The organism is Puia dinghuensis, assembly GCF_014642875.1.
Lineage (GTDB): Bacteria > Bacteroidota > Bacteroidia > Chitinophagales > Chitinophagaceae > Puia > Puia dinghuensis.
The window spans coordinates 341,025-365,931 of sequence record NZ_BMJC01000006.1 but is presented as its reverse complement, the minus strand read 5'-3'; the positions used below and the strand labels follow the sequence as shown (position 1 = coordinate 365,931).

Annotated in this window: 26 protein-coding genes and 1 tRNA gene; 18 read left to right on the top strand and 9 right to left on the bottom strand. The window is 52.2% G+C overall.

Annotated elements, in window-relative coordinates; all coding sequences use genetic code 11:
• Positions 1–4: 4 nt before the first annotated feature.
• From IEY39_RS26780 to IEY39_RS26770, 3 genes are read right to left on the bottom strand one after another with little or no spacing between them, the layout of a single operon-like run.
• The gene (locus IEY39_RS26780; protein WP_188937432.1) at positions 5–1,090 is read right to left on the bottom strand and encodes an AI-2E family transporter; all 1,086 of its coding nucleotides are present in this window, start codon (positions 1,088–1,090) and stop codon (positions 5–7) included.
• Positions 1,091–1,123: 33 nt separating this feature from the next.
• The gene (locus tag IEY39_RS26775; protein ID WP_188937428.1) at positions 1,124–2,425 is read right to left on the bottom strand and encodes an RNA polymerase sigma factor; all 1,302 of its coding nucleotides are present in this window, start codon (positions 2,423–2,425) and stop codon (positions 1,124–1,126) included.
• Positions 2,412–2,768, bottom strand: a complete 357-nt coding sequence (locus tag IEY39_RS26770; protein ID WP_188937427.1) for a YciI family protein — start codon at positions 2,766–2,768, stop codon at positions 2,412–2,414. Before IEY39_RS26770 ends, IEY39_RS26775 begins: the two co-directional genes overlap by 14 nt.
• A gap of 155 nt (positions 2,769–2,923) precedes the next feature.
• On the opposite strand from IEY39_RS26770, the gene IEY39_RS26765 reads away from it, so the two are divergent.
• Positions 2,924–3,475: a GNAT family N-acetyltransferase gene (locus tag IEY39_RS26765; protein ID WP_188937425.1), complete on the top strand. Its 552-nt coding sequence runs from the start codon at positions 2,924–2,926 to the stop codon at positions 3,473–3,475.
• Positions 3,472–3,951, top strand: a complete 480-nt coding sequence (locus IEY39_RS26760) for a MarR family winged helix-turn-helix transcriptional regulator (protein ID WP_188937424.1) — start codon at positions 3,472–3,474, stop codon at positions 3,949–3,951. Before IEY39_RS26765 ends, IEY39_RS26760 begins: the two co-directional genes overlap by 4 nt.
• A gap of 5 nt (positions 3,952–3,956) precedes the next feature.
• Here IEY39_RS26760 and IEY39_RS26755 read toward each other — a convergent pair whose 3' ends face one another.
• Complete coding sequence (locus tag IEY39_RS26755) at positions 3,957–4,559, bottom strand: nitroreductase family protein (protein ID WP_188937422.1); 603 nt, start codon at positions 4,557–4,559, stop codon at positions 3,957–3,959.
• Positions 4,560–4,612: 53 nt separating this feature from the next.
• On the opposite strand from IEY39_RS26755, the gene IEY39_RS26750 reads away from it, so the two are divergent.
• The 12 genes from IEY39_RS26750 to IEY39_RS26695 are packed head-to-tail and all read left to right on the top strand — an operon-like array spanning position 4,613 to position 14,653.
• Complete coding sequence (locus tag IEY39_RS26750) at positions 4,613–4,963, top strand: NADH-quinone oxidoreductase subunit A (protein ID WP_188937421.1); 351 nt, start codon at positions 4,613–4,615, stop codon at positions 4,961–4,963.
• On the top strand, positions 4,954–5,466 hold the full coding sequence (locus tag IEY39_RS26745) for an NADH-quinone oxidoreductase subunit B (protein WP_188937419.1): 513 nt from the start codon (positions 4,954–4,956) through the stop codon (positions 5,464–5,466). The genes IEY39_RS26750 and IEY39_RS26745 overlap by 10 nt, the downstream gene beginning before the upstream one ends.
• Positions 5,466–5,921, top strand: a complete 456-nt coding sequence (locus IEY39_RS26740; RefSeq protein ID WP_188937416.1) for an NADH-quinone oxidoreductase subunit C — start codon at positions 5,466–5,468, stop codon at positions 5,919–5,921. The genes IEY39_RS26745 and IEY39_RS26740 overlap by 1 nt, the downstream gene beginning before the upstream one ends.
• 1 nt (position 5,922) lies before the next feature.
• Positions 5,923–7,038, top strand: a complete 1,116-nt coding sequence (locus IEY39_RS26735) for an NADH-quinone oxidoreductase subunit D (RefSeq protein WP_188937414.1) — start codon at positions 5,923–5,925, stop codon at positions 7,036–7,038.
• Between the two features lie 12 nt (positions 7,039–7,050).
• Positions 7,051–8,127 carry an NADH-quinone oxidoreductase subunit NuoH gene (gene nuoH / locus IEY39_RS26730; protein ID WP_188937413.1) on the top strand — a complete coding sequence of 359 codons (1,077 nt, stop codon included), beginning with the start codon at positions 7,051–7,053 and terminating at the stop codon, positions 8,125–8,127.
• A complete protein-coding gene (locus tag IEY39_RS26725) occupies positions 8,115–8,594 on the top strand; it encodes a 4Fe-4S binding protein (RefSeq protein ID WP_188937411.1) in 480 nt (159 codons plus the stop codon). Before nuoH ends, IEY39_RS26725 begins: the two co-directional genes overlap by 13 nt.
• A complete protein-coding gene (locus tag IEY39_RS26720; RefSeq protein WP_188937410.1) occupies positions 8,594–9,124 on the top strand; it encodes an NADH-quinone oxidoreductase subunit J family protein in 531 nt (176 codons plus the stop codon). Before IEY39_RS26725 ends, IEY39_RS26720 begins: the two co-directional genes overlap by 1 nt.
• Positions 9,121–9,435, top strand: a complete 315-nt coding sequence (gene nuoK, locus IEY39_RS26715) for an NADH-quinone oxidoreductase subunit NuoK (protein ID WP_188937408.1) — start codon at positions 9,121–9,123, stop codon at positions 9,433–9,435. Before IEY39_RS26720 ends, nuoK begins: the two co-directional genes overlap by 4 nt.
• 8 nt (positions 9,436–9,443) lie before the next feature.
• The gene (gene nuoL / locus IEY39_RS26710; RefSeq protein WP_188937407.1) at positions 9,444–11,372 is read left to right on the top strand and encodes an NADH-quinone oxidoreductase subunit L; all 1,929 of its coding nucleotides are present in this window, start codon (positions 9,444–9,446) and stop codon (positions 11,370–11,372) included.
• Entirely contained in the window at positions 11,369–12,814 is a 1,446-nt protein-coding gene (locus IEY39_RS26705; protein WP_188937406.1) for a complex I subunit 4 family protein, read from the top strand. Before nuoL ends, IEY39_RS26705 begins: the two co-directional genes overlap by 4 nt.
• A 10-nt stretch (positions 12,815–12,824) precedes the next feature.
• The gene (locus IEY39_RS26700) at positions 12,825–14,237 is read left to right on the top strand and encodes an NADH-quinone oxidoreductase subunit N (protein WP_229689108.1); all 1,413 of its coding nucleotides are present in this window, start codon (positions 12,825–12,827) and stop codon (positions 14,235–14,237) included.
• 5 nt (positions 14,238–14,242) lie between these two features.
• Complete coding sequence (locus IEY39_RS26695; RefSeq protein ID WP_188937404.1) at positions 14,243–14,653, top strand: hypothetical protein; 411 nt, start codon at positions 14,243–14,245, stop codon at positions 14,651–14,653.
• A gap of 23 nt (positions 14,654–14,676) precedes the next feature.
• On the opposite strand, the gene IEY39_RS26690 is transcribed toward IEY39_RS26695, so the two are convergent.
• Positions 14,677–15,213 (bottom strand): ester cyclase, encoded by a 537-nt coding sequence (locus IEY39_RS26690; RefSeq protein WP_188937403.1) that lies wholly within the window; start codon positions 15,211–15,213, stop codon positions 14,677–14,679.
• 118 nt (positions 15,214–15,331) lie between these two features.
• On the opposite strand from IEY39_RS26690, the gene IEY39_RS26685 reads away from it, so the two are divergent.
• Genes IEY39_RS26685 through IEY39_RS26675 form a run of 3 tightly spaced genes read left to right on the top strand, consistent with a single transcriptional unit; the run spans position 15,332 to position 19,567 of the window.
• Positions 15,332–16,381: a YncE family protein gene (locus IEY39_RS26685; protein ID WP_188937401.1), complete on the top strand. Its 1,050-nt coding sequence runs from the start codon at positions 15,332–15,334 to the stop codon at positions 16,379–16,381.
• Between the two features lie 30 nt (positions 16,382–16,411).
• On the top strand, positions 16,412–18,166 hold the full coding sequence (locus IEY39_RS26680; RefSeq protein WP_188937399.1) for an RHS repeat domain-containing protein: 1,755 nt from the start codon (positions 16,412–16,414) through the stop codon (positions 18,164–18,166).
• A gap of 30 nt (positions 18,167–18,196) precedes the next feature.
• Positions 18,197–19,567, top strand: a complete 1,371-nt coding sequence (locus IEY39_RS26675) for a S41 family peptidase (RefSeq protein WP_188937398.1) — start codon at positions 18,197–18,199, stop codon at positions 19,565–19,567.
• Positions 19,568–19,589: 22 nt separating this feature from the next.
• Here the strand turns inward: IEY39_RS26675 and IEY39_RS26670 are convergent.
• From IEY39_RS26670 to IEY39_RS26655, 4 genes are all read right to left on the bottom strand, one after another.
• A tRNA-Met gene (locus tag IEY39_RS26670) sits at positions 19,590–19,663 on the bottom strand.
• A 518-nt stretch (positions 19,664–20,181) separates the two neighbouring features.
• Positions 20,182–21,396: a pyridoxal phosphate-dependent aminotransferase gene (locus IEY39_RS26665; protein ID WP_188937396.1), complete on the bottom strand. Its 1,215-nt coding sequence runs from the start codon at positions 21,394–21,396 to the stop codon at positions 20,182–20,184.
• A 62-nt stretch (positions 21,397–21,458) separates the two neighbouring features.
• The gene (locus IEY39_RS26660) at positions 21,459–21,896 is read right to left on the bottom strand and encodes a DUF1573 domain-containing protein (RefSeq protein ID WP_188937394.1); all 438 of its coding nucleotides are present in this window, start codon (positions 21,894–21,896) and stop codon (positions 21,459–21,461) included.
• 5 nt (positions 21,897–21,901) lie between these two features.
• On the bottom strand, positions 21,902–22,360 hold the full coding sequence (locus IEY39_RS26655; RefSeq protein ID WP_188937393.1) for a DUF1573 domain-containing protein: 459 nt from the start codon (positions 22,358–22,360) through the stop codon (positions 21,902–21,904).
• 145 nt (positions 22,361–22,505) lie between these two features.
• Between IEY39_RS26655 and IEY39_RS26650 the strand changes: the two genes are divergently transcribed.
• Positions 22,506–24,899 (top strand): alpha-ketoacid dehydrogenase subunit alpha/beta, encoded by a 2,394-nt coding sequence (locus tag IEY39_RS26650; protein WP_188937392.1) that lies wholly within the window; start codon positions 22,506–22,508, stop codon positions 24,897–24,899.
• Positions 24,900–24,907: the final 8 nt, after the last annotated feature.

Here is a 24,907-nt window from a genome sequence, read left to right as displayed (position 1 = left end):
CGGGTCAGCGTTGAATAACCCCGGAGTCGTTTCTTTTTTCCAACCAGGAATCGAACAGGGTATAGGACACCGATAGGATGATGGCGCCTTTGAACATGCCGGTGAAACCCCATGCGGCCAATCCCCCGACGACTCCGAGAAAGAGGACGAGGAAAGGCAGTTTCCCGCCGCTTTTTGCGATGAGCACCGGCTTTAGCAAGCCGTCGATGATCAGCAGGGCAATGCCATAAATGATCAGGAATACGGTCATGCCGGTATGTCCCTGGCTGGCCGTCCAGATCACCAGCGGCACCCATACCAGCAGGGGGCCCAATTGGATCAATACCAGGAAGAAGATAAGCGCCGAAAGCAGGATGGCGTAGTGGATGCCGGCGATGATGAGCCCGAGCCAGGAGATGATGGAGGCGATGAAGGCCGTTCCCATCACGCCGATGGATACGCTTTTAATAGCCACGGTGGTAGCTTGTATCAGGGAGAGCCCTTCCCGCCTGCCCAGCAGGTGTTGCATCACTGCTTTCACCGGGCTCAGCATCTTTTCCCCCGAGACAAGAAGAAAGGCGGAGATGATGACGCCCGCAATGAATTGCAGACCCGTACCGACGATACCCGCCCCGCTGGTAAGGATATGCCGCAAGGTTGCTCTGATCGGCTCACCATGGGAGACGATGGTCTCCCGCGGACTACTTTGCAATTGCTGCCAGAAGGTGCTGATGTCCTCGCCGACAAGCGGCAGCCGGGTGATCCATGCCGGGAGGGGCGGCAGCCCGTTGGTCTTTATATCGTTCATCCAGGCGATGGCTTCCTTTACATGATGACGCAGGGCGGAGATGATCAGGGTAATGGGCAGGGCGATGATGGCGATGAGTACTATTGTATAGATGATCGACGCCAACACCCGGCGGCCGCCCAACAGCTTCGCCAGCCATTCGAAGACACCGGCAAACGAGACGGAAAAGATAAGGGCAAAGGTCAGGATGCCAAAGAAGACCCTCAATACATCATACACTGCGAGCGTCAGGCCCAGCAACAGTAAGACCACGAGGATGGTCTCGATCATACTGCGGGAGGAGTTGGGAAATGGTTTGTTCATAACGAACTGCCTCAAAAATGGACCTAAATGTAGCTATTTTTCAAGCGAATCCAGCTTCCTTTGTATCAGCTTCCTGTCCGTTTTCGTCCTTGCCAGGGTAAGGGCCGTTTTCAGATGGGACAGGACTTTACCTTTATCGATGTCCCTGTATAGTTCGCCCAGGAGAGTATAGTAATAAGGGTTGTCGGTGAGTTTCAGCTGTTCCGCAGCGACTATGGCTTCCTGTTTCCCGTTGGCTTTTGACAGGGCGTAGGTCCGGTTCAGGGCCGCGATGGGGGAGTAGGCTATTTGCAAAAGCCGGTTGTACAGTTGCAGAATGTTCTCCCATTTTTCCTTGCTATCGGTCTTTATCGTATGCCACCAGGCAATGCTGGCTTCCAGATGGTATTTTGACAAGGTATTCCCTTGGGATGCCTGGTGCAGGTGATAAGCGCCTTTGGCGATAAGGGTTTGATCCCAGAGGGCTTCATCCTGGTCGGCGTAAAGGACGATCTCCCCGTTTTCGTCCTTCCTGGCCGGGAAACGGGAGGCATGAAAACACATCAGGGAGAACAAGGCGTTTACTTCCGGGCGATTGGTGGATTCGTTTTGGATCAGCTGATACGTTAGCCGCATGGCTTCCTGGCACAGGTCTTCCCTCAGGACAGCATCCTGGCTTTCGGAATAATATCCTTCGTTATACAACAGGTATAAGGTGAGCAGGACGGTTTCCAGGCGCTGGCCGATCTCCGCCGCGGGGGGAAACCCGATGGGCTTTCGCTCTGACCGCAGTTTTTCTTTGGCCCTGAAAAGCCGTTTGTTGATGGTCTCTTTATTACTGAGAAAGGCGTTGGCAATTTCGTCGATGCCAAAGCCGCAAAGGATACGAAGCGCCAGACAGATCTGCGCTTCCGTGGGAAGTGTAGGGTGGCAGACGGCAAACAGCATCTGCAGCTGGCTGTCGGTGATATTCTTTTCGGACAGGTCGATCTCCGGCTCCACCGGCTCGCCGGTCAGCGATTGTTCGTTGGATTCCTGTTTCAGCCGGGGCATCACCTTCCCGGTATAGATCTGGTTACGATGGAGATAGTTTTTTGTCTTGTTCTTGGCGATGGCATACAGCCAGGCTGTTGGGTTCGGCGGAACTCCTTTATAAGGCCATGTCTCCAGGGCAGCCAGGAAGGTCTCCCCTGCGATATCCTCCGCGACTTCGATATGATCGATGCCGAACAGTTTGCAAAGCACTGCAGCGATCTTTGTAAATTCCATCCGGAATAAGTGAGGGATCAAAGCCTCCGACGCTGACGTGCGGAGGCTTTGAGCAGCATTGCCTTGAGTTGTATTAGTGGACTCCATCGCCGCCTTTCATAATTTTTCGTACCTCCACGGTATTACCATCCCCCTGCAATACCGGGGAACCCTTGGCAAACTCCACCGCTTCGTCGACTGACTCCGCCTTTACAACGATGTACCCGCCGATGGTCTCCTTTATTTCCCCAAAGGGGCCATTGGTGACAATACCTTTGTGGTGCACAACTTTGGCGCCATCGAAGGGCAGGCCGTTGCCATGGGAAAACTTGTTCTGGGCGGCGATGCCTCCTATCCAGTCCATGGTTTGTTTCATCCACACCTGTATCTGTTCGGGGGAGGCTACTTTGGTGCCGTCTTCGTGTCTGAAAATCAAGATGTACTCGTCCATTTTGATAATGTTTAAATGTGATTTGATGTTGATTACAAGTCAATATCAAACAGGGTGGGACAAATTGGACAGACCCGGAAGTTTTTTTGAAAATTACTGCATAATTCCGAGAAAATATGTAGTCAACTACGTAGATTTCTACGTATATTTGCCTTATGCAACCGCAACTTACTATTCTGCCTTTATCAAATGCCCGTCGCGACGAGGTGGCGGAATTGATATTGCCCATCCAGCAGACCGAGTTTCATGTTCCGATCACGCTCGCCGACCAGCCTGACCTGGCCGACCTGGAAGCGGCTTATTTCCGGCCCGGTGGTCATTTCTGGGGCGCTTTTGTCGACGGAGAACTGGCCGGCACCATCGGCCTGCTGGTACCTGTCCCGGCCGGTGATTCCCGGGGCGTCATCCATCCGCCGATCGGCGTCATCCGGAAAATGTTTGTAAAACCTCCTTTCAGGGGAAAACAATGGGGCGTGGCGCAACGATTACTCGAAACCCTCGTCACCTATAGCCGGGAGAATGGGCTGGAACATTTATATTTAGGAACGATAACCAGCATGAAGGCCGCGCATCGTTTTTATGAGCGGAATGGATTCGTAAGAGTGGAAAAGACGGCGCTTCCGACTATATTCCCCTTGATGCCGGTGGATGATGTGTTCTATCATTTGGAAATAAGATCTTATAATTCTTCACTGGCACAACCATGAGTGTCATCGATGATTCAGGAGTACTGGCGATAGCCACCAGGCTGATGCGGCTGAGCGAGCAGTTTCGCAGGGATGGCCATCTCGTCTATAAAGAATATGGCATTGACTTCGAGCCGAAATGGTTTCCCGTCATCTATGCGCTTCACCATAAGCCACTGATGAGCGTCGTCGAGCTTGCCGCCGAGATCGGTTATACTCATCCCTCCACGATCAGCCTCTTGAAAGAGCTGGAAAAACAAAAGCTGATCCAGTCGCAAAAGGACAAAACGGATGAAAGGAAAAGGATGATCCGGCTGACGGAAAAAGGGCGACAGCTGGTAGCGCGGATAGAACCCATTTGGCGGGTGTTCGACTCTGCGATCACGGAAATGATCGATACCGGCAACAACCTGATGCAGGCCATCATCGAGGTAGAGGCCAACTTCAAGGAAAAAAGTCTGCTGCAACGGGCTATTGCCTATAAGTCAAAGCAGTAAAATAATTAGTCCTGACCGTCGCCGGCAAACCAATTCCATTTTGTTTTCTCCTCCACGGGCCCGCGCCTGCCGGGTTTGGCCGGTTCATCGGTATACCCCATAAAGAGCAGGCCGATGATAACATCATTTTCCGCCAGGCCTAGCCATTCCTTCAATGCGGGTTGTAATACGGCGCCACCGGTGCTCCACAGGACGGCTATGCCAAGGGCTTCGGCGCCCAACAGGATATTTTCAACGGCTGCGGCGGTGGCGCAGATCTCTTCCAGCGCGGTTATACTAGGGTTATCGCCGCGTTGCATGTATGCGGCAATGAGATGAGAGGCCATGTCGCCACTGTGCTGCTGCTTTTCGTATTTGGCGGAGTTGAACCTTTCCGGCGGGGTGCTTTGCTTATATAGTTCGGCATGCTGGTGGCAGAACGCTGGAACGGCGCTATCGCTGTAGACTACAAAGCGCCAGGGTTCGGTGAGACCGTGGCTGGGCGCCCAGTTGGCTAATTCCAGCAGTTGTTTTATCTGTTGATCAGCTATCTTTTTCCCGTTGAATGTGACAGGTTTCGTGCTGCGCCTGTTTGTGACTGTTTCCTGTAGCAGGGTAAATTTATCCATGGTGGAGCAAAAATAAAGCGTTATATTGCTATGGGTGTAAAAATACTTTACCCATGGGAAGCTCATCGTTAATCGTTCTTTTTTTCGCCGGTGTCGCTTTTGCTGCCGGAGGCATCGCAGCTGCACGGTTCTTCGTGAAAGGGACAAAGAACAGGCAAAAAGGGGAGGCCTACGAGTGCGGAATTCCGACCTCGGGCACTCCCTGGAACCAGTTTAGCATCGGCTATTACCTGTATGCACTCATTTTCCTCATATTTGATGTAGAACTCGTCTTTATGTATCCCTGGGCCGTTGCGGTGCGAAGAATAGGGATGCCGGCACTCGTGGAGATCGTGATCTTCCTGTTCATCCTGTTTATGGGATTTTTGTATGCGCATAAAAAGGGAGCATTGAAATGGATGTAAGGTCACAAAATAATGGAAATGAACCTTTCCCGGGAGAAGTGCATCCAACCGCAGGGGGTGGTATACTCGTCACCAAATTGGATGAAGTGATCAACTGGGCGCGATCGAACTCGCTCTGGCCCCTGGTGTTCGGCACCAGTTGCTGTGCCATCGAAATGATGTCCACCGCCGGCCCGAAGTATGACTGGTCGCGATTTGGTTTCGAAGTAGCAAGGGCTACGCCAAGACAGGCCGACGTGATCATCATTGCCGGGACCATCGTCAACAAGATGGCCCCCGTGCTAAAGCGATTGTACGACCAGATGGCGGACCCCAAATACGTGATTGCGATGGGCGCCTGCGCTACCAGCGGCGGTCCCTTCTTCTATAACACCTATTCGGTGGTGAAAGGTGCGGACCATGTGATCCCGGTGGATGTGTACGTCGCGGGATGTCCACCCCGGCCGGAAGCGCTGTTACACGCCCTCATCACCTTACAGGAGAAAATAAGAAGCGGAAACTAATGACGAAAGAAGAATTGAAAATAAGCGTAACCGAACTTCTCCCATCGGCTTCCTTCGAAGAAGGAAGTGAATGGACTACCGTGCTTACCGGTCCGGATGGTTGGGATTCGTTTGCCCGGCAGGTGCGATCGGCGCCGCAACTCGACTTTGACTACTTGTTTTGTGTGACGGCCGTCGATTGGAAAACGCATATCACGGTGGTGTATCATCTTACTTCCACCGTGCACCGGCACACGCTGGTGGTGAAAGTAAAGCTCGATCACGATCATCCCGAAGTGGCTACGGTGTCCGGCATCTGGCGCACCGCAGAATTCCACGAACGCGAAGCCTACGACCTCATGGGGGTGGTATTCACCGGCCATCCCGATCTGCGAAGGCTGTTCCTGACAGATGAATGGAAGGGGTGGCCGTTGCGCAAGGATTATGAAGACCCGGTGAACATGATCAAACTATAAAATGATCGAAGAAATAGGCACGACCGAACAAGGGGAACTGGTGGTCAACCTGGGCCCGCAACATCCATCGACGCATGGCGTGCTTCACCTTGTCGTTACCCTCAGCGGGGAGACCATCAAAAAAGTAGAACCTCATCTTGGTTATATCCATCGCAGCATCGAGAAAATGTGTGAAAGTCTTTCCTATCGTCAATTTATTTACGTCACCAGCCGGATGGACTATCTTTCTTCGCACATTAATAATCATGGCTGCGCCCTGTGCGTGGAAAAGGGAATGCAGATAGAAGTACCGCCCAGGGCAAAAGTGATCAGGGTGTTGATGGACGAACTGACCCGGCTGGCTTCCCATCAGCTGTGGTGGGGCGCCATGGCCATGGATGTAGGCGCCCTCACGCCATTTTTCTATGCTTTCCGGGAGAGAGAGGCGATCAACGATATTATGGAAGAGACCTGTGGGGCAAGACTTACGATGAATTACATGGCCCCCGGCGGGGTTGCATTCGATCTGCACCCCGACTTTCAGCGGAAAGTAAAGGACTTCCTGGCCTTTTTCCGAACGAAGATCGACGAATATGACGAGCTGGTCACCGACAACATCATCTTCCAGCGCCGGATGGAAGGCATCGGCTACCTCTCCTCTGAAGATGCTATTTCCTATGGCTGCACCGGACCTACCGCCAGGGGCAGCGGAGTGAGCTGTGATATCCGGAAATCAGTACCCTACGAGGTATATTCTCAGGTGCAATTTGAAGAAGTGTTGGAAACAGGCGGCGACTGTTTTGCCCGGTATAATGTCCGGATGGGGGAAATGCGCCAGTCCATCTCCATTATAGAGCAACTGATCGACAATATCCCCGGTGGGGAATTCCTGGCAAAGACAAAGGCGGTGCTGAAATTGCCCAAAGGAGAGTTCTATTCAAAGGTGGAGACGGCGAGGGGGGAATTCGGCGTATATATCATCAGCGAAGGCGGGACGACACCCTATCGGATCAAGTTCCGTTCGCCGGGCTTTTCCAACCTCTCCGCGCTGGACCATATGGCCCGGGGACATAAGATCGGCGATCTGGTAGCGATTATGGGAACACTCGATCTGGTGATACCGGATATCGATCGTTAAACAAAAACAACGATGCTTAGCATAGAAAATATCACCCATTCCATCGACGTATGGCTCTACGGGACATTCAACCCCACAGCAGCGCTTTTGCTGGAATCCCTCATCGTAGGATTGTGCGCGATCACGCTGTTTGCCGTGCTCGGGCTGGTCCTCGTGCTGATGGAGCGGAAGGTCTCCGCCTATATGCAGATCAGGCTGGGTCCTAACCGTGTAGGCCCCGGCGGAGCCCTGCAGACGGTAGCGGACACCCTCAAACTGGCGATGAAGGAGGGGCTGACCCCTGACGGCGCAGACAAATTCCTCTTCAATCTGGCGCCGTTCATGGTAATCGTTGTTGCGATGCTGATCCTCGTCCCTGTGGCCTTTGCTAAAGGGACCCAGATATGGGACATCAACATCGGGGTTTTGTATATCTCCGCCGTATCCTCGCTTTCCGTCATCGGAATTTTGATGGCCGGATGGGCCAGCAACAACAAATACTCCCTGCTCGGCGCCATGCGCAGCGGCGCCCAGATAGTCAGCTACGAATTGTCCGCGGGACTCTCCATCATTTCCATCGTCACCCTCACCGGCAGCCTGCGCATCTCGGATATCATCGATTCGCAGCAGGATGGGTGGTGGCTGTTTAAAGGACATATCCCCGCGATGATCTCCTTCGTCATCTTCATCATCGCCGTCACGGCAGAGACCAACCGCGCACCTTTCGACCTTGCGGAGGCGGAGTCAGAGCTCACTGCGGGATTCCACACAGAGTATTCCGGGATGAAATTCGCCTTATTCTTCCTGGCTGAATATGTCAACATCTTTATTGTTTGCGCGATAGCCGCTACCTTGTTCCTGGGTGGCTGGATGCCGCTGCACATCGGGCATTGGACGGCTTTCAATCACGCGATGGATTATATCCCGTCCTCCCTCTGGTTCATAGGCAAGACCTTCTTCCTCATTTTCGTGATCATGTGGTTCCGCTGGACCTTCCCGCGACTCCGCATCGACCAGTTGCTCAGTCTCGAATGGAAGTACCTGTTGCCGCTGAGCCTGTTCAACCTATTATTAATGACACTCATTTCGATAAAAGGATGGCATTTTTAAGAACATATCTGTCAGACATCTATCACGGTGCACGTTCTCTCCTGAAAGGGATGAAGCTGACGGGTTATTATTTTACCCATCGGAAGGAGATCATTACCCAGCAATATCCTGACAACAAGGCGGAAATGAAGTTGCCCGAACGGTTTCGCGGGGAAGTGGTCATGCTGCATGACGAGAACAATGAGCATGCCTGCACCGGTTGCACCGCCTGCGAACTGGCCTGCCCCAACGGTACCATCAAGATCATAACCAAGATCGAAACGTCGCCGGATGGCAAAAAGAAGAAGGCGCTGGATACCTTTATCTATCATCTGGAGCTCTGCACGATGTGCAACCTCTGTATTCAGGCCTGTCCCACGGACGCCATCAAAATGGCGCAAAATTTTGAGCATAGTGTGTATGACCGCAGCCAACTGACAAAAAATTTAAATAAACCGGGTTCTAAAATCAGAGAGGGCGTTGAATAATGAACGCGTCTGCAGTCGTATTTTATATACTTTCCGCTTTTATCCTGGCGACCGGCCTGCTCGCGGTCACCTCCAGGAAAATATTCCGTACGGCCATCTGGCTGCTGTTCTCCCTCACCGGCGTCGCAGGACTGTACTTCTGGCTGGGGATGCAATTTATTGCGGCGGTGCAGGTGGTGGTCTATGTGGGCGGCATCGTCGTGCTGATCATCTTTTCCATCTTCCTCACGCAGCAGTCGGGGAAAGATCTGCCGTCACCCCTCCGGCGGCGGACTGTCTTCTCCGCCCTGGCCGCCTGCATAGGTTTTGCCCTTACCTGCCTGTTGCTTAGCCGGTATTCTTCCTTTCGCGTCAAAGAAAGCGATTATGACTTTGCTCCTGATATGAGTATAAGCGCCATCGGAAACCAACTGCTCAGCACTTCCGAACACGGATATGTCCTGCCTTTCGAAGTGATCAGCATCCTGCTGCTGGCCGCCATGATCGGCTGCATCGTTATTGCCATGAAATCAAAACCCGGCGACAAATGAACCAGATACCGCTCTCTCATATCCTGTTTGTCAGCACGGCGCTCTTCTTCATCGGTATGTACGGCCTGTTCACCCGCCGCAACATGATCACGATGCTGATGGCGGTGGAGCTGATCCTCAACAGCGTCAACATCAACTTCATCGCCTTTAACAAATACCTGTACCCGGAGAAGCTGGAGGGGGTATTCTTTTCCTTGTTTATCATTGCCATTGCCGCCGCCGAGGCGGCCGTGGCCATCGCTATAATTATCAACCTATACCGGAACCTCCATTCCATCGACGTGGAGGCTGCGGATGAAATGAAATTCTGAACCTGTATATGCCAGTTGCTCCTTACCTGCTTATTGTCCTGGTTCCCCTGCTGCCGCTGGTGGGCTTTGTTGTCCTGGGGTTGTTCGGCAGAAGATATCTGAGGGCTTTTTCCGGCCTGTTCGCGACCGGCCTGGTATTCCTGAGTACGGTGATTGCCCTGTCGGTAGCCTATGATTATTATTTCATATCCGGTGCGGGCCCGGACTCGGTCTACCATTCAGCCAAAGTATTGAATATCCATTGGCTATCCTTTGGCCCGGATTTCTCCATTGACATGGATCTGCTGGTAGACCCTATCTCGGTGATGATGGCTGTCATCGTCAGCCTCATTTCCCTGATGGTCCATATCTTTTCGCTTGGCTATATGAAAGGCGAGGAGCGTTACGCAACCTACTATGCCTATCTAAGCCTCTTTACCTTCTCCATGCTCGGACTTGTGTTATCCGCCAACTTATTAGAGACATATATTTTCTGGGAGCTGGTGGGCTGCTCTTCCTACCTGCTCATCGGTTTCTACTACGATCGTCCGGCCGCGGTTGCCGCTGCAAAAAAAGCCTTCATCGTGACGCGCTTTGCCGATCTGGGTTTTCTCATCGGTATCCTGGTGCTTTCCTTTCAGGCTCAGACCCTCGATCTCCGGAATCTGATACAAATTCTTGGCCCCGGCGGCCAGTCACTCGCGGATGCCTTACTTGTGCCGGGGAACAAAGGCTCCTTTCTCGGCATTTCGGCGCTGTCCTGGGGCCTGACCCTCGTTTTCATTGGCGGCGCGGGGAAATCGGCTCTCTTTCCCCTGCATATCTGGCTGCCCGATGCCATGGAAGGTCCGACCCCTGTGTCTGCGCTGATCCATGCCGCGACCATGGTCGTTGCTGGCGTATACCTCGTGGCCCGGCTGTACCCACTATATACCGCGACACCCAACGTAGCGGAAATAATTCTATGGGTCGGCGCCATCTCCGCCTTCGTCCCGGCCGTCATCGCCTGTACCCAAACCGATATCAAACGCATCCTGGCCTACTCCACATTGTCACAGATAGGCTACATGATGTTTGCGCTTGGCGCATCGGGTTTCACTGCCTCCCTCTTCCATCTCTTCACCCACGCCTTTTTCAAAGCGTTGCTCTTTCTCTGCGCCGGAGTGATCATCCACCGCGTCCATAGCAACGAAATGAAAGATATGGGTGGATTGCGCCGCCTTCTCCCTGTCACGCACGTCTGTTTCCTCATCGCCTGTCTGGCTATCGCCGGCATTCCACCCTTCTCCGGTTTCTTTAGCAAGGAAGAGATCCTGGCAGTTGCCTGGGAGAACAATCCATTCATCTATGCCATCGGCCTGGTCACCTCCGGGCTGACGGCTTATTATATGTTCCGCCTGTACTTCTCCGTGTTTTGGCGAAAGACGCCTGCCCATGAAGGCCTTCATCACGGCGAAGCACCAGCCAGCATGAAGATTCCCTTGATCATTCTGGCCATCGGCGCGGCCTTTGCCGGCTTCATCCCTTTTTCCAGATTTATCACTCCCGATGGCCGCCCGGGTGAAGCACCCGCCTTCGGGCTCAATGTCATCCCTCCTGTCTTTATCGCTCTCCTCGGCATCGGCATTGCCGCGTGGCTTTACGGGAAAGAAAGCAACCGGCCTGAAAAGGCGGCAAAAGCCCTCCGTGGCCTCTACACCTTCGCGTATCATAAGTTCTATATAGATGAGATTTGGCTCTTTATTACCAAAAAGATCATTTTCAACCTCATCGGCCGGCCCGCGGCGTGGATCGACAGAAATATCGTAGATGGGTTTATGAATGGGCTGGCATCGGCGACGGCCGGCGTCTCTGCGGCAACAAAAGGCGTACAATCGGGGAAGGTACAGGATTATGCCTGGTTCTTCTTTATGGGAATAGCAGGATTAGCCATTTTATTCATCTATCTATACACATGACGCTATCATTGCTTGTCATATTACCATTGCTCACGACCATCGCCGTGCTTTTGTGCAGGGGACAATATACCGTCCGCTTGCTGTCCTTCGCCGGTGTTGTGATGCAACTGATACTTTCTTTCGTCCTGCTGGCCCTTTATTGGAAAGAACGGGCAGCCGGCAACACCGCGCCCATGCTTTTTGTCTACCGGCACACATGGTTCACCGCCCTTAACATCGACTACCACGTTGGCGTCGACGGCATCTCCGTCGCCATGATCCTGCTCACGGCCTTTGTCATGGTTGGCGCCGTGCTCGTATCCTGGAAGATTACGCCTATGGGAAAGGAGTTTTTCGTCCTCCTTCTTATACTCAGCGCGGGCGCTTTTGGTTTTTTTATCTCTCTCGATCTCTTCACCCTCTTTTTCTTTCTCGAGGTGTCGGTGATCCCGAAATTCCTGTTGATCGGCATCTGGGGTAGTGGACGCAAGGAATACAGCGCCATGAAGCTGGCCCTCATGCTCATGGCGGGCTCGGCCCTGGTCTTCCTCGGGCTGGTAATTTTATATTATGCTGCCGGCGGCCATCATTTCGACATGATGGCCTTTGCCCAAAGCCATCCTGCGGCGGCTGTACAGCGTCTCGTCTTCCCCCTCCTGTTTACCGGGTTTGGCATCTTCACCGCCTTGTTCCCCTTCCACACCTGGGTACCCGACGGCCACTCTTCCGCACCCACGGCCGCCTCGATGTTCCTGGCGGGCATCTCGATGAAACTGGGCGGCTATGGCTGTCTGCGCACTGTCCTGATGCTGGCGCCACTGGCAGCTGAAGAGTACTCCCCTTATATTATCACACTGGCGGCCATCGCCATCGTCTACGGCGCCTTTGCCACGATGATGCAACGCGATCTTAAATATATCAATGCTTATTCCTCCATCAGCCATTGCGGCTTTATCCTTCTGGGAATTGGCATGGGGACAAGGACGGCCATCACCGGCGCCGTCATGCAGATGGTCTCCCACGGCCTGATGACGGCCCTTTTCTTCGCCACCATCGGGATGATCTACGATCGCACCCATACGCGGATGGTCGAAAAACTGGGCGGCCTGTTGAAAATGATGCCCTTTATCGCAACGACATTCGTCATCGCCGGTTTGTGTTCGCTGGGCCTGCCCGGGCTCAGCGGTTTTGTGGCCGAGATCACCGTTTTCATGGGCTCCTGGCAGCATCCCGGCGGGGCGTATCACTTCGCGACAATCCTGGCTTGCGCCTCGATAGTCATCACGGCGGTGTATATCCTGCGGGCCACGGGGCAAGTGATCATGGGCCCGGTGAAGGACCCGCACTATAACGGGCTTGCCGATGCGACCTGGAATGAGCGACTGGCCGGTATCCTGCTGGTAGCGGGGATCTTTGCCATCGGTGTGGCGCCTTTTTGGCTGAACGATTTGATCAATAAATGAACAAGCAAATATGTGGACTGGAATTATGGTGCCCTTGCGGCAGGAACTGATGGTGACGCTGATCCTCTTCCTTCTTTTGTTTATCAAGGTAGGCGCTTCGGAATACCGCACCGGGACAATACTCCGGCTGGTGAATATCCTGCTGCTGGCAAATCTGGTCCTGGGGTTTTTCCCCTGTCCGGATGCGACTTTGTTCAACGGCATGTTCCATACCGGCAGGCTCATCGTGCTGGAAAAGAACATTCTCAACCTGGGCACGCTCATCGTCTCGCTCTTGGCTTATGACTGGCTGAAAGAACACCGGCAGGCGCTGGAATTTTATATGTTGTTGTTGGCTACTCTCACGGGCTTTTTCTTTATGATCTCTTCGGGCAACCTGCTGATGTTCTATCTTGGCCTGGAATTGTCGACCATCCCGCTCACCGCGCTTTCCGGGTTCGATCTGGAGAAAAAGCAGTCTTCGGAAGCGGCACTGAAATTCATCATCTCCTCCGCATTTTCATCGGCCCTGCTGTTGTTCGGCATCTCCCTGCTCTATGGCGCTACAGGAAGCCTGGGTTTTGATGCTATCCCGCGGCGGCTCGACGGCAGCGCATTCCAGTTGTTTGCCTTCATTCTCCTGCTGTCAGGATTTGCTTTCAAGATATCTGTGGTCCCCTTTCATTTATGGACGGCTGATGTATACGAGGGGTCACCGGTGGCGGTTACCGCTTATTTGTCCGTTATCTCGAAGGGGGCGGTTTTTTTTATCTTCATCCAGGCGCTGTACACCGTCTTCAGACCACTTGCAGGAAACTGGAACCGCATGCTGATCCTGCTGTCGGTGCTGACCATGCTCACGGGTAACCTGTTCGCCCTGCGGCAGAACAATCTGAAACGATTGCTGGCCTTTTCTTCTATCACCCAGTCAGGGTTCATCCTCGCCGGGATAACCGGCAGCTCCCGGGCAGGGGACGCCTCCGTCATCTATTTTATCCTCATCTACATCTTCTCCAATCTGGGCGCTTTCGGGGTCGTATCCCTCATCAGTGCGCAGACGGGGCGGGAAAATATCGATGACTATAAAGGGCTGTATGCCGCCAATCCCTTGCTGTCCTGGGTAATGGCCATTTCGCTGTTCTCCCTGGCCGGCATCCCGCCTACCGCCGGATTCTTTGGCAAATTCTTTTTGCTGATGGCGGGTGCGGGCAGGGGTAACTATGTTTTCATCGGCATTGCGGCGCTGAATATGGTCATAGCGCTGTATTACTACCTGCGGGTGATAAAAGCTATCTTTATGGACAGTCAGCCGCAGCCCATCGGAAAGCTGAAGATCCCCCTGCTACCGAACATCGCTTTCGGACTTTGTGTTGCCGGTATCCTGGTGACGGGTGTGATGGGATGGGTGTACGACTATATTTATTCATTGAGCATAGGGTTTTAAACGATATGGCTATCAACCAAAATCACCTGTTCGAAGAGCTCAACGGCATCAAATGCGCCATTGTAGAGAAGAATGTGGCGCCCGCACGGGTGGATTTCCTGCGAAAGCTGCTCGAATACAACCGGTATACCGTGGTCGTCGTGCCAAGCCCGCCACCCAAAGCGGCTCCAGCCCCGGCTACTTCGGCCACTCCGCCGCCTGCTGCCCCAGCTGCGCTCGAGAACCCTGCACCGGCCCCGGCCGCCCCGCCGCCCCCGGAAACCTTTACGGTGGGTGTGACGGATGTAACGTTCAATTCCATCAACGCCATCTTCGGCCGGCTGCTAAAGACGCCCGGGGGGCACACGGTTACGCTTGCCTATTGGCAGCAAAAGGAGAAAGAGTCACGCGACGACATTCCCTATTTCGACTCCTGACCGAAAGCCCTATTCCCGCACATTTACTTCTTCTTCTTTTTTGTAGTGTCCGCCATCGGCGCGGCCGGCGGTTGCATAGCACTCATCATTTGCATTACATCTTTTGGCTCCATCAACGCCCAGTGTTCGACCGCTTTACCGTCCTTGAACCTGGACACTTCAAGCGATTTGAAATCAAAGGGTTCCCCCGCTTTATGTCCCATCTCCGCTTTCTTCCAGGTGCCGGAAAACCGATACCAGGCCATCACATAGTCGGAATCGGCCAGCGCCTTCACGAGGTCTGATTTCATATTATCTACCCCCGCCATCTCTTTTTCAAAGGCTGCCTTCATGCTGTCCAACCCTTTGATATCACCATGTTCGCCGGAATGGTCTACGGCGTCTGTGGCAATATAGTCACCCAGCTTTGAGAAATTTTTTGTCTCGAAGCATTTGGCGACGGAATCGTTGGCATCGAGATTCTTCTGCGCGGCGGCGGAGAGCCCGCCTTCCGGCTTGCTGGTGCAGGCTGCAAAACACCAGATAGCCGCGCTGGCAACAATCGTTAGATGTTTTTTCATGATCTGTATTTTTGGGGTTATATAAATGTACGCCACTAGAAAAGGTACAAAAAAATGACGGTCCGCCGAAAACATCATAGGTTTGTCCGAAATTGGTGGTCCATAAAACAATTAGACTATGAAAAAGGTAACATGCCGCCCGTTTAGGCTCATCGTTGGAAGTGTCCTCCTATTACTATCGGCTCACCTTCCAACCGAAGCCGATGCTCAATCCACCCCCCACAGGTCGTTGCTCGCCCTTTCAAAGACCAATCATACCCTGGCGATCGTCGATCCGGCGACTTTGAAGGTTATTGCCACCGTGCCGGTTGGTACCGATCCGCATGAAGTGATCGCCTCTTCGGATGGCACGAAGGCTTATGTCACGATCTATGGCGGCGGCAGCCTGCATGAGTTGGACGAGATCGATCTGGTTGCACAAAAGCCGCTGCGCAACATCGATACAAAGCCGCTGTTTGGTCCCCATGGCCTGACCTTTGTGGATGGCAAGGCCTGGTTCACCGCGGAAGGTTCCAAGTGCGTTGGCCGTTATGACCCGGCAACGGGCAAGCTGGACTGGAGCATGGGGACGGGGCAAGACCGGACGCATATGCTTTATGTCACGCCGGACGGGAAGCGCATCTATACGACAAATGTATCTTCCGGTACTGTCAGCATTCTCGTCGATTCGCTGATCCAGCCCGGCAGGATGGCGCCTCCGGGGGCCAGGCCTCATGAGGATTGGACCCAAACCATTGTTCCGGTGTCCAGGGGCTCGGAAGGCTTTGACGTTTCGCCTGACGGCAACGAGCTATGGACGGCGGCGAGCGAGGATGGAACGATTTCTATTGTTGACCTTCGCGCAAAAAATTTGGCCACGAAAATAGATGCGAAAGTTAATGGGGCCAACCGGCTCAAATTTACGCCGGATGGTAAACTGGTCTTCATATCTAGTCTGGGGTCGGGCGACCTCACTATTTATGATGCCGCATCCCGTAAGGAGGTCAAAAGGCTGAAGATCGGTCATGGCGCGGCAGGGATACTGATGGACCCGGATGGCTCGCGGGCATTTGTCGCCTGTTCGGCCGACAATAATGTCGCGGTGGTAGATCTCAAGACCCTGGAAGTTACCGGCCATTTCGAAGTAGGTGGAGTACCCGATGGGCTCGCCTGGGCGGTGAGGCCTTAACCTATAACGATAAACTCCTGACTTGACATTATGCAAAAACTTGTATTTGTTGCTTTTCTCATTAGCAACTTATCAGCCTTCAGTATGCCCGGCCACCCTTCTTCGCCGGATTCGACCTTCAAGACCTGGTCGTATGGCGCTGATCATGTCGTAGGCTTAATCTATTTACCCCATCCGGAGAAGAGGCAGCATTGCAGATTGCTCCATCCGGATGCCAATACCACCCTGGTTGAAGAGTTGAATCAGGCGGGTACTTGCACGTCCAGGTATTTAGTGGTATATATGGACCACCGCCTGGAAATGATAGCAAAAACCGATCAATGGGGAAAAGTGGTCTCCACCAGCCATTTTGTGCCGGTGGATAAGAATACCGTCTTGGAGACGGCTGTCCAGACGGGCCGAAATCCTTATGCGCCGTGCTTTGGAAGAAGATATGTGTTTAAGGACGGGTTGCTCAGCGAATATGCCTATGTAGACGAAAAAGGTGATTTGTGCAATAATCGGGATGGATACGCAAGGGAGGTGTTGTCGAAATACGACACTGGCGTCCTGCGAGGCTTTACCAGGAGCTTCTCTTATTTCAATGCAGCCGGGAAACCTGTCCTGGCAAAGAACGTTGGCTATCATCAAGTGGTGTTGGAGCATGATGATCGGGGTAATATAATTACGCGCTCCTATTTGAATAAGGAAGATGCCCCCATGGCCAATAAATATGGTGTTTATAAGATTCAGTATACTTATGATCAATGGGGCAATAATATACAAACAGAGAACAAGGCGCTGGATGGGACGCCGCTGAAAGGCAGTTATGGGGCGGCTACCTATAAGACTTCCTATAAAGATGGATGGCGCGTGCAGGAAGAGATGTTCGATGATCAGGGGCATCTTACGACTTTTAAAAATATAGATGGCAGATTTGCAGTCGTCACCTATAAGCGGGACGACCGGGGCAATGTGATGGAAGAAGCCTATTACGGCGACAAACGTGAACCCGTCAATGACGAGCGGGGAATTCACCTGGAGAGGTCAAGTTATTCCGATGATGATCTGCTGCTGGAACGTTCTTTTTGGGACAAAGAAGGGAAGGCGACTACCGATCTTTCCCTTGTACACGCTTACCGGTACACCTATGATAAAGACGGGAATAGGATGAGCAAGGCCTTTTTAGACACCGCCGGCCGGTTGTTCAACAGGCACTATAACCACGTAAACATGATCAGGTATCAATACTATGCCAGCGGCAGCCTGATGTCGGAATCGTATTGGAATAACGATCATGAGAAAACGGTGAACGAAAACGGTCATCACCAAAAGGCATACCAATATGATGAAACAGGCCAGTTGCGTGCCATCGATCTGCTGGACAGCCTGGGTGAACATGTGCTTGGTGATCTTGGATATTCCCGGGAGGTACTACGATACAATAGCGCTGCTCAATTACAAAGCCGGAGCTATTTTGACGCCGGCCGGCCTATCTCCCAGGTAAAACAAACATATTATGTTCGCAACTATCATACGATCCGCTATGAATATGATAGTCTCAACCGCGTGCGTAGTGTAATATACCTGGATGAGCAGGACCGGCCTTTTAATGCTACGGTCGAACTTGGATCCGGCGAGATCTTCCCCTGCAGCAAAGTGGTATTTGAATACAATGCCAGTGTTCTTGTTGCCGAAAGAATCTATACTACCAACCCTGATGAGGCGCCTGTGATGCGGGATTGTATGAAGCAATATGCCGTCAGCACCTCGGGCCAGGGCAGGTTGCCTCCCGACAAACAATGATGGCTACTAACTGTTTAACCTATCCACGCTATGACCTATGCTTTGTTCGAACGGCGGCTGCGGCCTGCCGCGACAATTATCCTTATCTTGCTCTTGAGTCCTGGCCTGTCCAGCGCTCAGTCCGCAAAATTGGCACCTGCTCAACTAAAGCAAGATCTATTGCTACTTGAGGATACCTTGCAAAAGATCCATCCCGGCATGTATCGATATAAAACAAAGAAAGAGCTGGACGGGATATGGGACAGCTGTTATGCCAGCATCACGGATAGCATGACCGTTCCAGGCTTTTATGCATTGACAAGTTTTGCGATCGCATCCCTGGAGGATGGTCATAGCAACTGCCGTCTGCCGCAGGATGCGACGAAAGAATACATAAGCCATGTTAGTGTGTTCCCTGCCATCGTCATGTTCATCAATAACCATGGATACATTTATTGTTGCAAACAAAACGATTCGCTGGCAGGCTCGGAGATCATGGAGATCAACGGCCGACCGATGAGCCAGATCATTCATCGCTTGTTTGATTATATTCCATCGGATGCCGGCATTCAATCCCGGAAGAATTGGGAACTGCCGGAGTATTTTAATATCCTGTTCAATCTTGTTTTTGGGAAGCAAAGGAACTATGAGGTAAGCTACAAAACCATAGATGGTAAAATTGCCCGGGCAAAGCTGGAAGCCAGATTGCTGTCGGATATGATGTGCCCTCCGCCGGCTCTCTTCAAGCGGCCAACCAGGTATCTTCAACTGAGCTATCGGCCGGGTGATATCGCTTTGCTGACGATCAAAACATTTTTCAACGGCTTTTTGCAGCAGACCGGAGAAAATTTCAGTTCGTTTCTGGATTCGGCTTTTAATGATATCCGGTTAAAAAAGACCCGTAAGCTCATCATAGATATCCGTCGTAACCAGGGCGGGAATGATGAAAATGGCGCCTTACTGTATGCGTATCTCTCGCAAAAGCCTTTCAGGTATTATGACTCGCTTGAAAAGACGAAGGGAAAGCTGCCTGGCGACAGCCACCAAAACTTGCAACTTCAACAACCAAAACCAAACAGCTTCGATGGCAGGCTATTTATCCTTGCTGATGGCCGCAGTTTTTCTGCCAGTTCGGAGTTCTCATCGATAGTGAAAACGAATAACAGGGGCATTTTCATTGGTGAAGAGAACGGGGGCGGATATTATGGGAATACGTCCGGCGATGATGAAAATGTTATATTGCCTGCTTCACAGATCTCTTGTAGAATACCTTTAGTTAAATATACCTTGGCTGTAAAAAAGCTGAAGAATGGAGATTTAGGTATTCTGCCTGATTTTCCCTGTTACATTACTATCAGTGATATCCTCAGTAACACCGATAGTCAGCTGCAATATGCAATTAAAAAAGCCTCAAGTAATTAATTTTTAATTACTTGAGGCTCTGTAGCGAGATCGGGATTTGAACCCGAGACCTCAGGGTTATGAATCCTGTGCTCTAACCAACTGAGCTATCTCGCCGGTTACTTACAGCGCAGCCGATGGACCGTTCCGTAAAGGGACGCAAAAATAGAGAAAAATCAGCGGAAAATCGCACAAAAAGGAAGGGAAATAAAAAGGCCCTCTGTAGAAACAGAAGGCCGTCTAACGATTGCTTGCCATATGAAAAATCTTCAAAAGATCGATGTTGTAAGACTGCAACGTATCTTTTCTCTCTTCCCCTTCATCTCTCGTTGCAGGCACAAATTTAAAAGAGTCGGATCATCTAAAAAAGAACTCAATAATATCAAAACGTTAAAATGCTAAATCGGTTTATCTAATTTCCTTTCTATCGCTCGTTTCTGAGTGCAATATCGGAGATTATCCTGGAAAAAGGAAATAATCCCACAATTATTTTTGTAATTTTTGACGTTAATCCGGTAAAAGTAAATATAGAATAATTTTTAATATGAAAATTGAGGTCTTTTAAGGCTATTTTTGTCCTTTATATCGTAAAATTTGAGGATTTCAATGAATTGGCAAATAAATAGTAATTAATTTTAATTTGTTCTGCCCGGATATTCCTGCAAAGCCCGCTCCAAACAGTCCATCGCCCTGCCCAGATCTTCCGTATTCAGCACATAAGCAAGCCGCACCTCTTTTTTCCCCAACCCCTTCGTCCCATAAAACCCACCAGCCGGGGCCAGCATCACCGTCTGGTTGTTGTACGAGAAGCTCTCGAGTAACCACTGGCAGAAAACATCGGAGTCATCCACCGGCAAACTAGCCATCGCATAGAAAGCCCCACCGGGATTAGGACAGTAGACTCCCGGGATACGGTTGAGCCGGCCGACCAGCACATCCCGCCGCTTGAGGTATTCGGCCTTCGTGGCATTGAAGTAATCCGCAGGCAGATCGGTCGCGGCTTCGCCCAGGATTTGGGCAAAGGATGGCGGACTCAGCCGGGCCTGGGCAAATTTCATCACCGTGTCGAGCACCGCCTGGTTGCGCGTGACCAGTGCACCGATGCGGCCACCACAGGCGCTATATCGCTTGGAGATGGTGTCCATCATCAGCACATTATCTTCGGCCCCTCGCAGATTCATCGCACTGATATGCACTCCGCTATAGCAGAAATCCCGGTAGGCCTCGTCGGAAAAGATATAAAGGCCATGGCGGATGGCGATCTCCTTCAGGGTCTCCATCTCTTCCCGGCTATAGAGATAACCCGTCGGGTTATTAGGGTTGCAGATGACGATGCCTTTTGTCCGGGGTGTGATCATTTTTTCAAACTCCTCCACCGGTGGCAGGGCGAACCCGTTCTCGATATAGGAAGTGAGCGGTTTTACCACCACGTTGGCTGCAACGGCAAATCCATTATAATTGGCGTAAAAGGGTTCGGGGATGATCACCTCGTCGCCGGCGTCCAGGCAGCTCATGAAACCGAACAGGATGGCTTCCGACCCGCCGGTGGTGACGATAATCTGCTGGTAATCCACATCGATACCGACCCGCTTGTAGTAGGCGGCCAGCTTTCGCCGGTAGCTCTCGTTGCCTGCGCTGTGGCTGTATTCGAGCACCTTGAAATCAAAATGCCGGACGGCATCCAGGGCCATTTTGGGCGTTTCGATGTCGGGCTGACCGATATTCAAATGATATACCTTTATACCTTTCTTTTTGGCGGCCTCGGCAAAAGGAACGAGCTTCCTGATCGGCGATGCCGGCATTTGCTGTCCGCGCTGACTAATGGCTAGTGGTTGACTGATGGTTAACATGGCGTAAAAATAAACAAAAAAAGGCCGTCGCATGGACGGCCTTTTCGTTGAGAAGTTATCGTTTATCGTCCTGTTTTATTCTTGGCTGCCTCGTACTTGGCATATGCGTCCGCGGTAAGCACCTCGCCTGTAATGTGAATCTGAAGGGGCAGGTCGATACCGGCAACCTTGATGGTAATGGACTTATTGAATGGACCTGCATTGGCGGCGTTGAAACCGGCCGTGATCTTGTCATCCTTGCCCTTCTGAATCGCGCCCTCGGGTTTTACGGGTGTCGTACAGCCGCAGGAAGCAATGGCGGACTCGATGATCACCGGGGAACTGCTGACATTGGTGAAGGCGAAGTCATGGCTTACGGGAGTACCCTGCTTGATCTTGCCAAAGTCATAGGAAAGCTCCTTAAACTTCACTACATCTTCAGCTTTCTTTACTTGGGCCTCCTGTGCAAAAACACCGACGGATAACGCTATGGCGCTGGCAAATAGGATTAATTTCTTCATTGCGATCAATTTATTTGTTTTAATAATTGTACTGATGCGTTTTCCGGCGCCGAACTGGCCGGTGCCTCATACACCTCCCCACTGATAGTGAGGGTCTTGGTCATGCTGGTGTTGTATACAATGGTTACAGTCTTTGTAAAAGGCCCTTTTGCATAGGCATTGTAACCGACCACGATCTTGGCCGTACCGCCCGCTTCGATAGGCTCGCGGCTCCACACTGGGGTGGTGCAGCCGCAGGAAGCCTGGACATTATCCAGCTTCAAGGGTGTTGACCCGGTGTTTACGATCTCGAAGGTGGTGGTGGCCGGCCTGCCCTGGGGGATCTTGCCGAAGTTGTGACTGTTATCCTTCACCTGCAGCATATCTGCCGGGCGGGGTAGGGCAGTTCCGCCAATATTCACCGCCTGCGCACGTACGGCAAGAGATGTGGCAAAAAGGCTGATCACAATTGCTATTTTTTTCATAGTTTGGCCTCGTTAATAGAGTCATAAAATTACTTACTTAACGTCAGCTTTGCCAATAAATTACCGGCTATTTTATTTTTTTAACAATCAATAAGATACAGGTATTTTTGTACGACCACCGACTGCGTCTCAAATATTCATTCCAATGGAAAATTTAGCTCCCATAGACGTCCTTGACCCCGAAAAGCTGTCCTTTGACAGATTCAGGGAAGAAGTGTTAAAAGACTACCGGTCTGCCTGTGAAAGCCGGGAGGCTAGTCTCCTGGGCCGTAAGGAGGTGCTCACCGGGAAAGCCAAATTCGGCATCTTTGGCGATGGCAAAGAAGTACCCCAGGTGGCGATGGCGAAGTTTTTCAAACCAGGAGACTTTTATGCCGGCTACTACCGGGATCAGACCTTTGCCTTTGCTACGGGAGCCGCCACCATCGAAGAATTCTTTTCACAGTTGTATGCCGACCCCGATCCCAGCCATGACCCCCATAGCGCCGGGAGGCAGATGAATTCCCATTTTGCCACCGCTTTTGTCGATTCCGACGGGTCACCGCTCGACCTGGTCAACCGGAAGAACCTGACGGCCGGACTCGCGCCGACCGCCGCCCAGTTGCCAAAGGCGCTTGGCCTGGCTTGCGCCTCGAAGGCTTTCCGCGAGGTAAATGTGCTGAAACCATTCACCGGATTGTCCAACAACGGCAACGAGGTCTGCTTTTGCACCATCGGCGACGCTTCCACCAGCGAAGGTCATTTCTGGGAAACGCTTAATGCCGCAGGTGTGCTACAGGTTCCCCTGGCCATCTTCGTATGGGATGACGGCTATGGTATCTCGGTGCCCCGGCAACTCCAGACGACCAAGGGGTCGATCTCCGAACTGGTGAAAGGGTTTCAGAAAGAGGACGGCACCAATGGCATCGATATCTATAAAGTGAAAGCCTGGGATTATGCCGGCATGTGCGAGGTGTTCGAAACAGGGCTCCGCGCCGTCAGAAAGACCCATACCCCGGCCCTCTTCCATGTCGAAGAAGTGACACAACCGCAGGGGCATTCCACCTCGGGCAGTCATGAACGGTATAAATCGCCCGAACGCCTCGAGTGGGAACGGGAATGGGATGCGATAAAGAAGATGAAGGAATGGATCATCGACAATGCCCTTGCCAGCGAGGAAGAGCTCGGTGAGATAGAAACAGAGGCGAAGGAATCGGTTCGCAACAGCCGCAACCTCGCCTGGGATAAATACCAGGCCCCCATCCGGGTACAGGTGACTCGCAGCGTTGAACTCATCCGCGAAGTAGCCCACGAAGCGCCTGACCACGCCGAAGAATTGCTCAAGCTGGCCGCTGCCCTGGCCGCCAATCGCGAGCCCGGTCGCAAGGAAGTCCTGCAGACCCTGCATGAAGCCATCGGGCTGGCCGGTTCAACCGCCTCCGCCCGCAAGTCCAGGGCTTACTATGAAGAATTAAAAAAAGAGAACGCCGCCTTATATAATACCCATCTTTATCATGAAGGCGCCCGCAAGGTGCTCCAGGTGCCGGAAGTAAAAGCCGTCTACGCCGGCAACGCGCCCGTGCTCAACGGATACGAAATTCTTAACCGGTATTTCGACCAGCTGTTCACCCGTAATCCCAAAGTATTGGCCTTTGGCGAGGATCTCGGAAAAATTGGGGATGTCAACCAGGGTTTTGCGGGTTTGCAAGCCAAACACGGAGCCGATCGCATCTTCGACACCGGTATCCGCGAATTGACCATCATGGGCCAGGGCATCGGCATGGCCTTCCGTGGACTGCGGCCCATTGCCGAAATACAATACATCGACTATTTGTTATATGGCCTCCAGCCGCTGAGCGACGATCTGGCCTCGCTGCAATACCGCACCGCAGGCAGGCAAACTGCTCCCCTTATCATCCGTACCCGCGGCCACCGGCTCGAAGGTATCTGGCACAGCGGTTCGCCTATGGGCATGATCCTGCACTCCCTGCGCGGATTGCATATCTGCGTGCCCCGGAATATGGTACAGGCTGCCGGGATGTACAATACCCTGCTGGAAGGGGTAGACCCGGCCATTATGATCGAATGTCTCAATGGCTATAGACTAAAAGAAAAACTGCCGGCCAATCTCCTCGATTTTCGGGTGCCGCTGGGTGAACCCGAGATCCTGAGGGAAGGAGAAGATATCACCGTCGTTTCCTATGGCGCCACCCTGCGCATCGTCCAGGAAGCAGCCCAGTCTTTGGAAGCCTTTGGCATCAGTTGCGAGGTGATCGATGTACAGACCTTATTGCCGTTCGATGTTCATCACAGCATCCTCGAATCGTTGAAAAAGACGAGCCGCATCCTCATCGTGGATGAAGATGTCCCCGGCGGGGCGGCAGGATTTATCTTTAATAAGGTGATGGAGCAGCAGGGCGGCTATAAATGGTTGGACACCGCGCCGCGTACGATCACTGGCCAGGCCCACCGGCCAGCTTATTCCAGCGACGGCGATTATTTCAGCAAACCCAATGCGGAAGATATTATGGATGCCATCCGCGAAATGATCAGCGAATAAATAAAGAG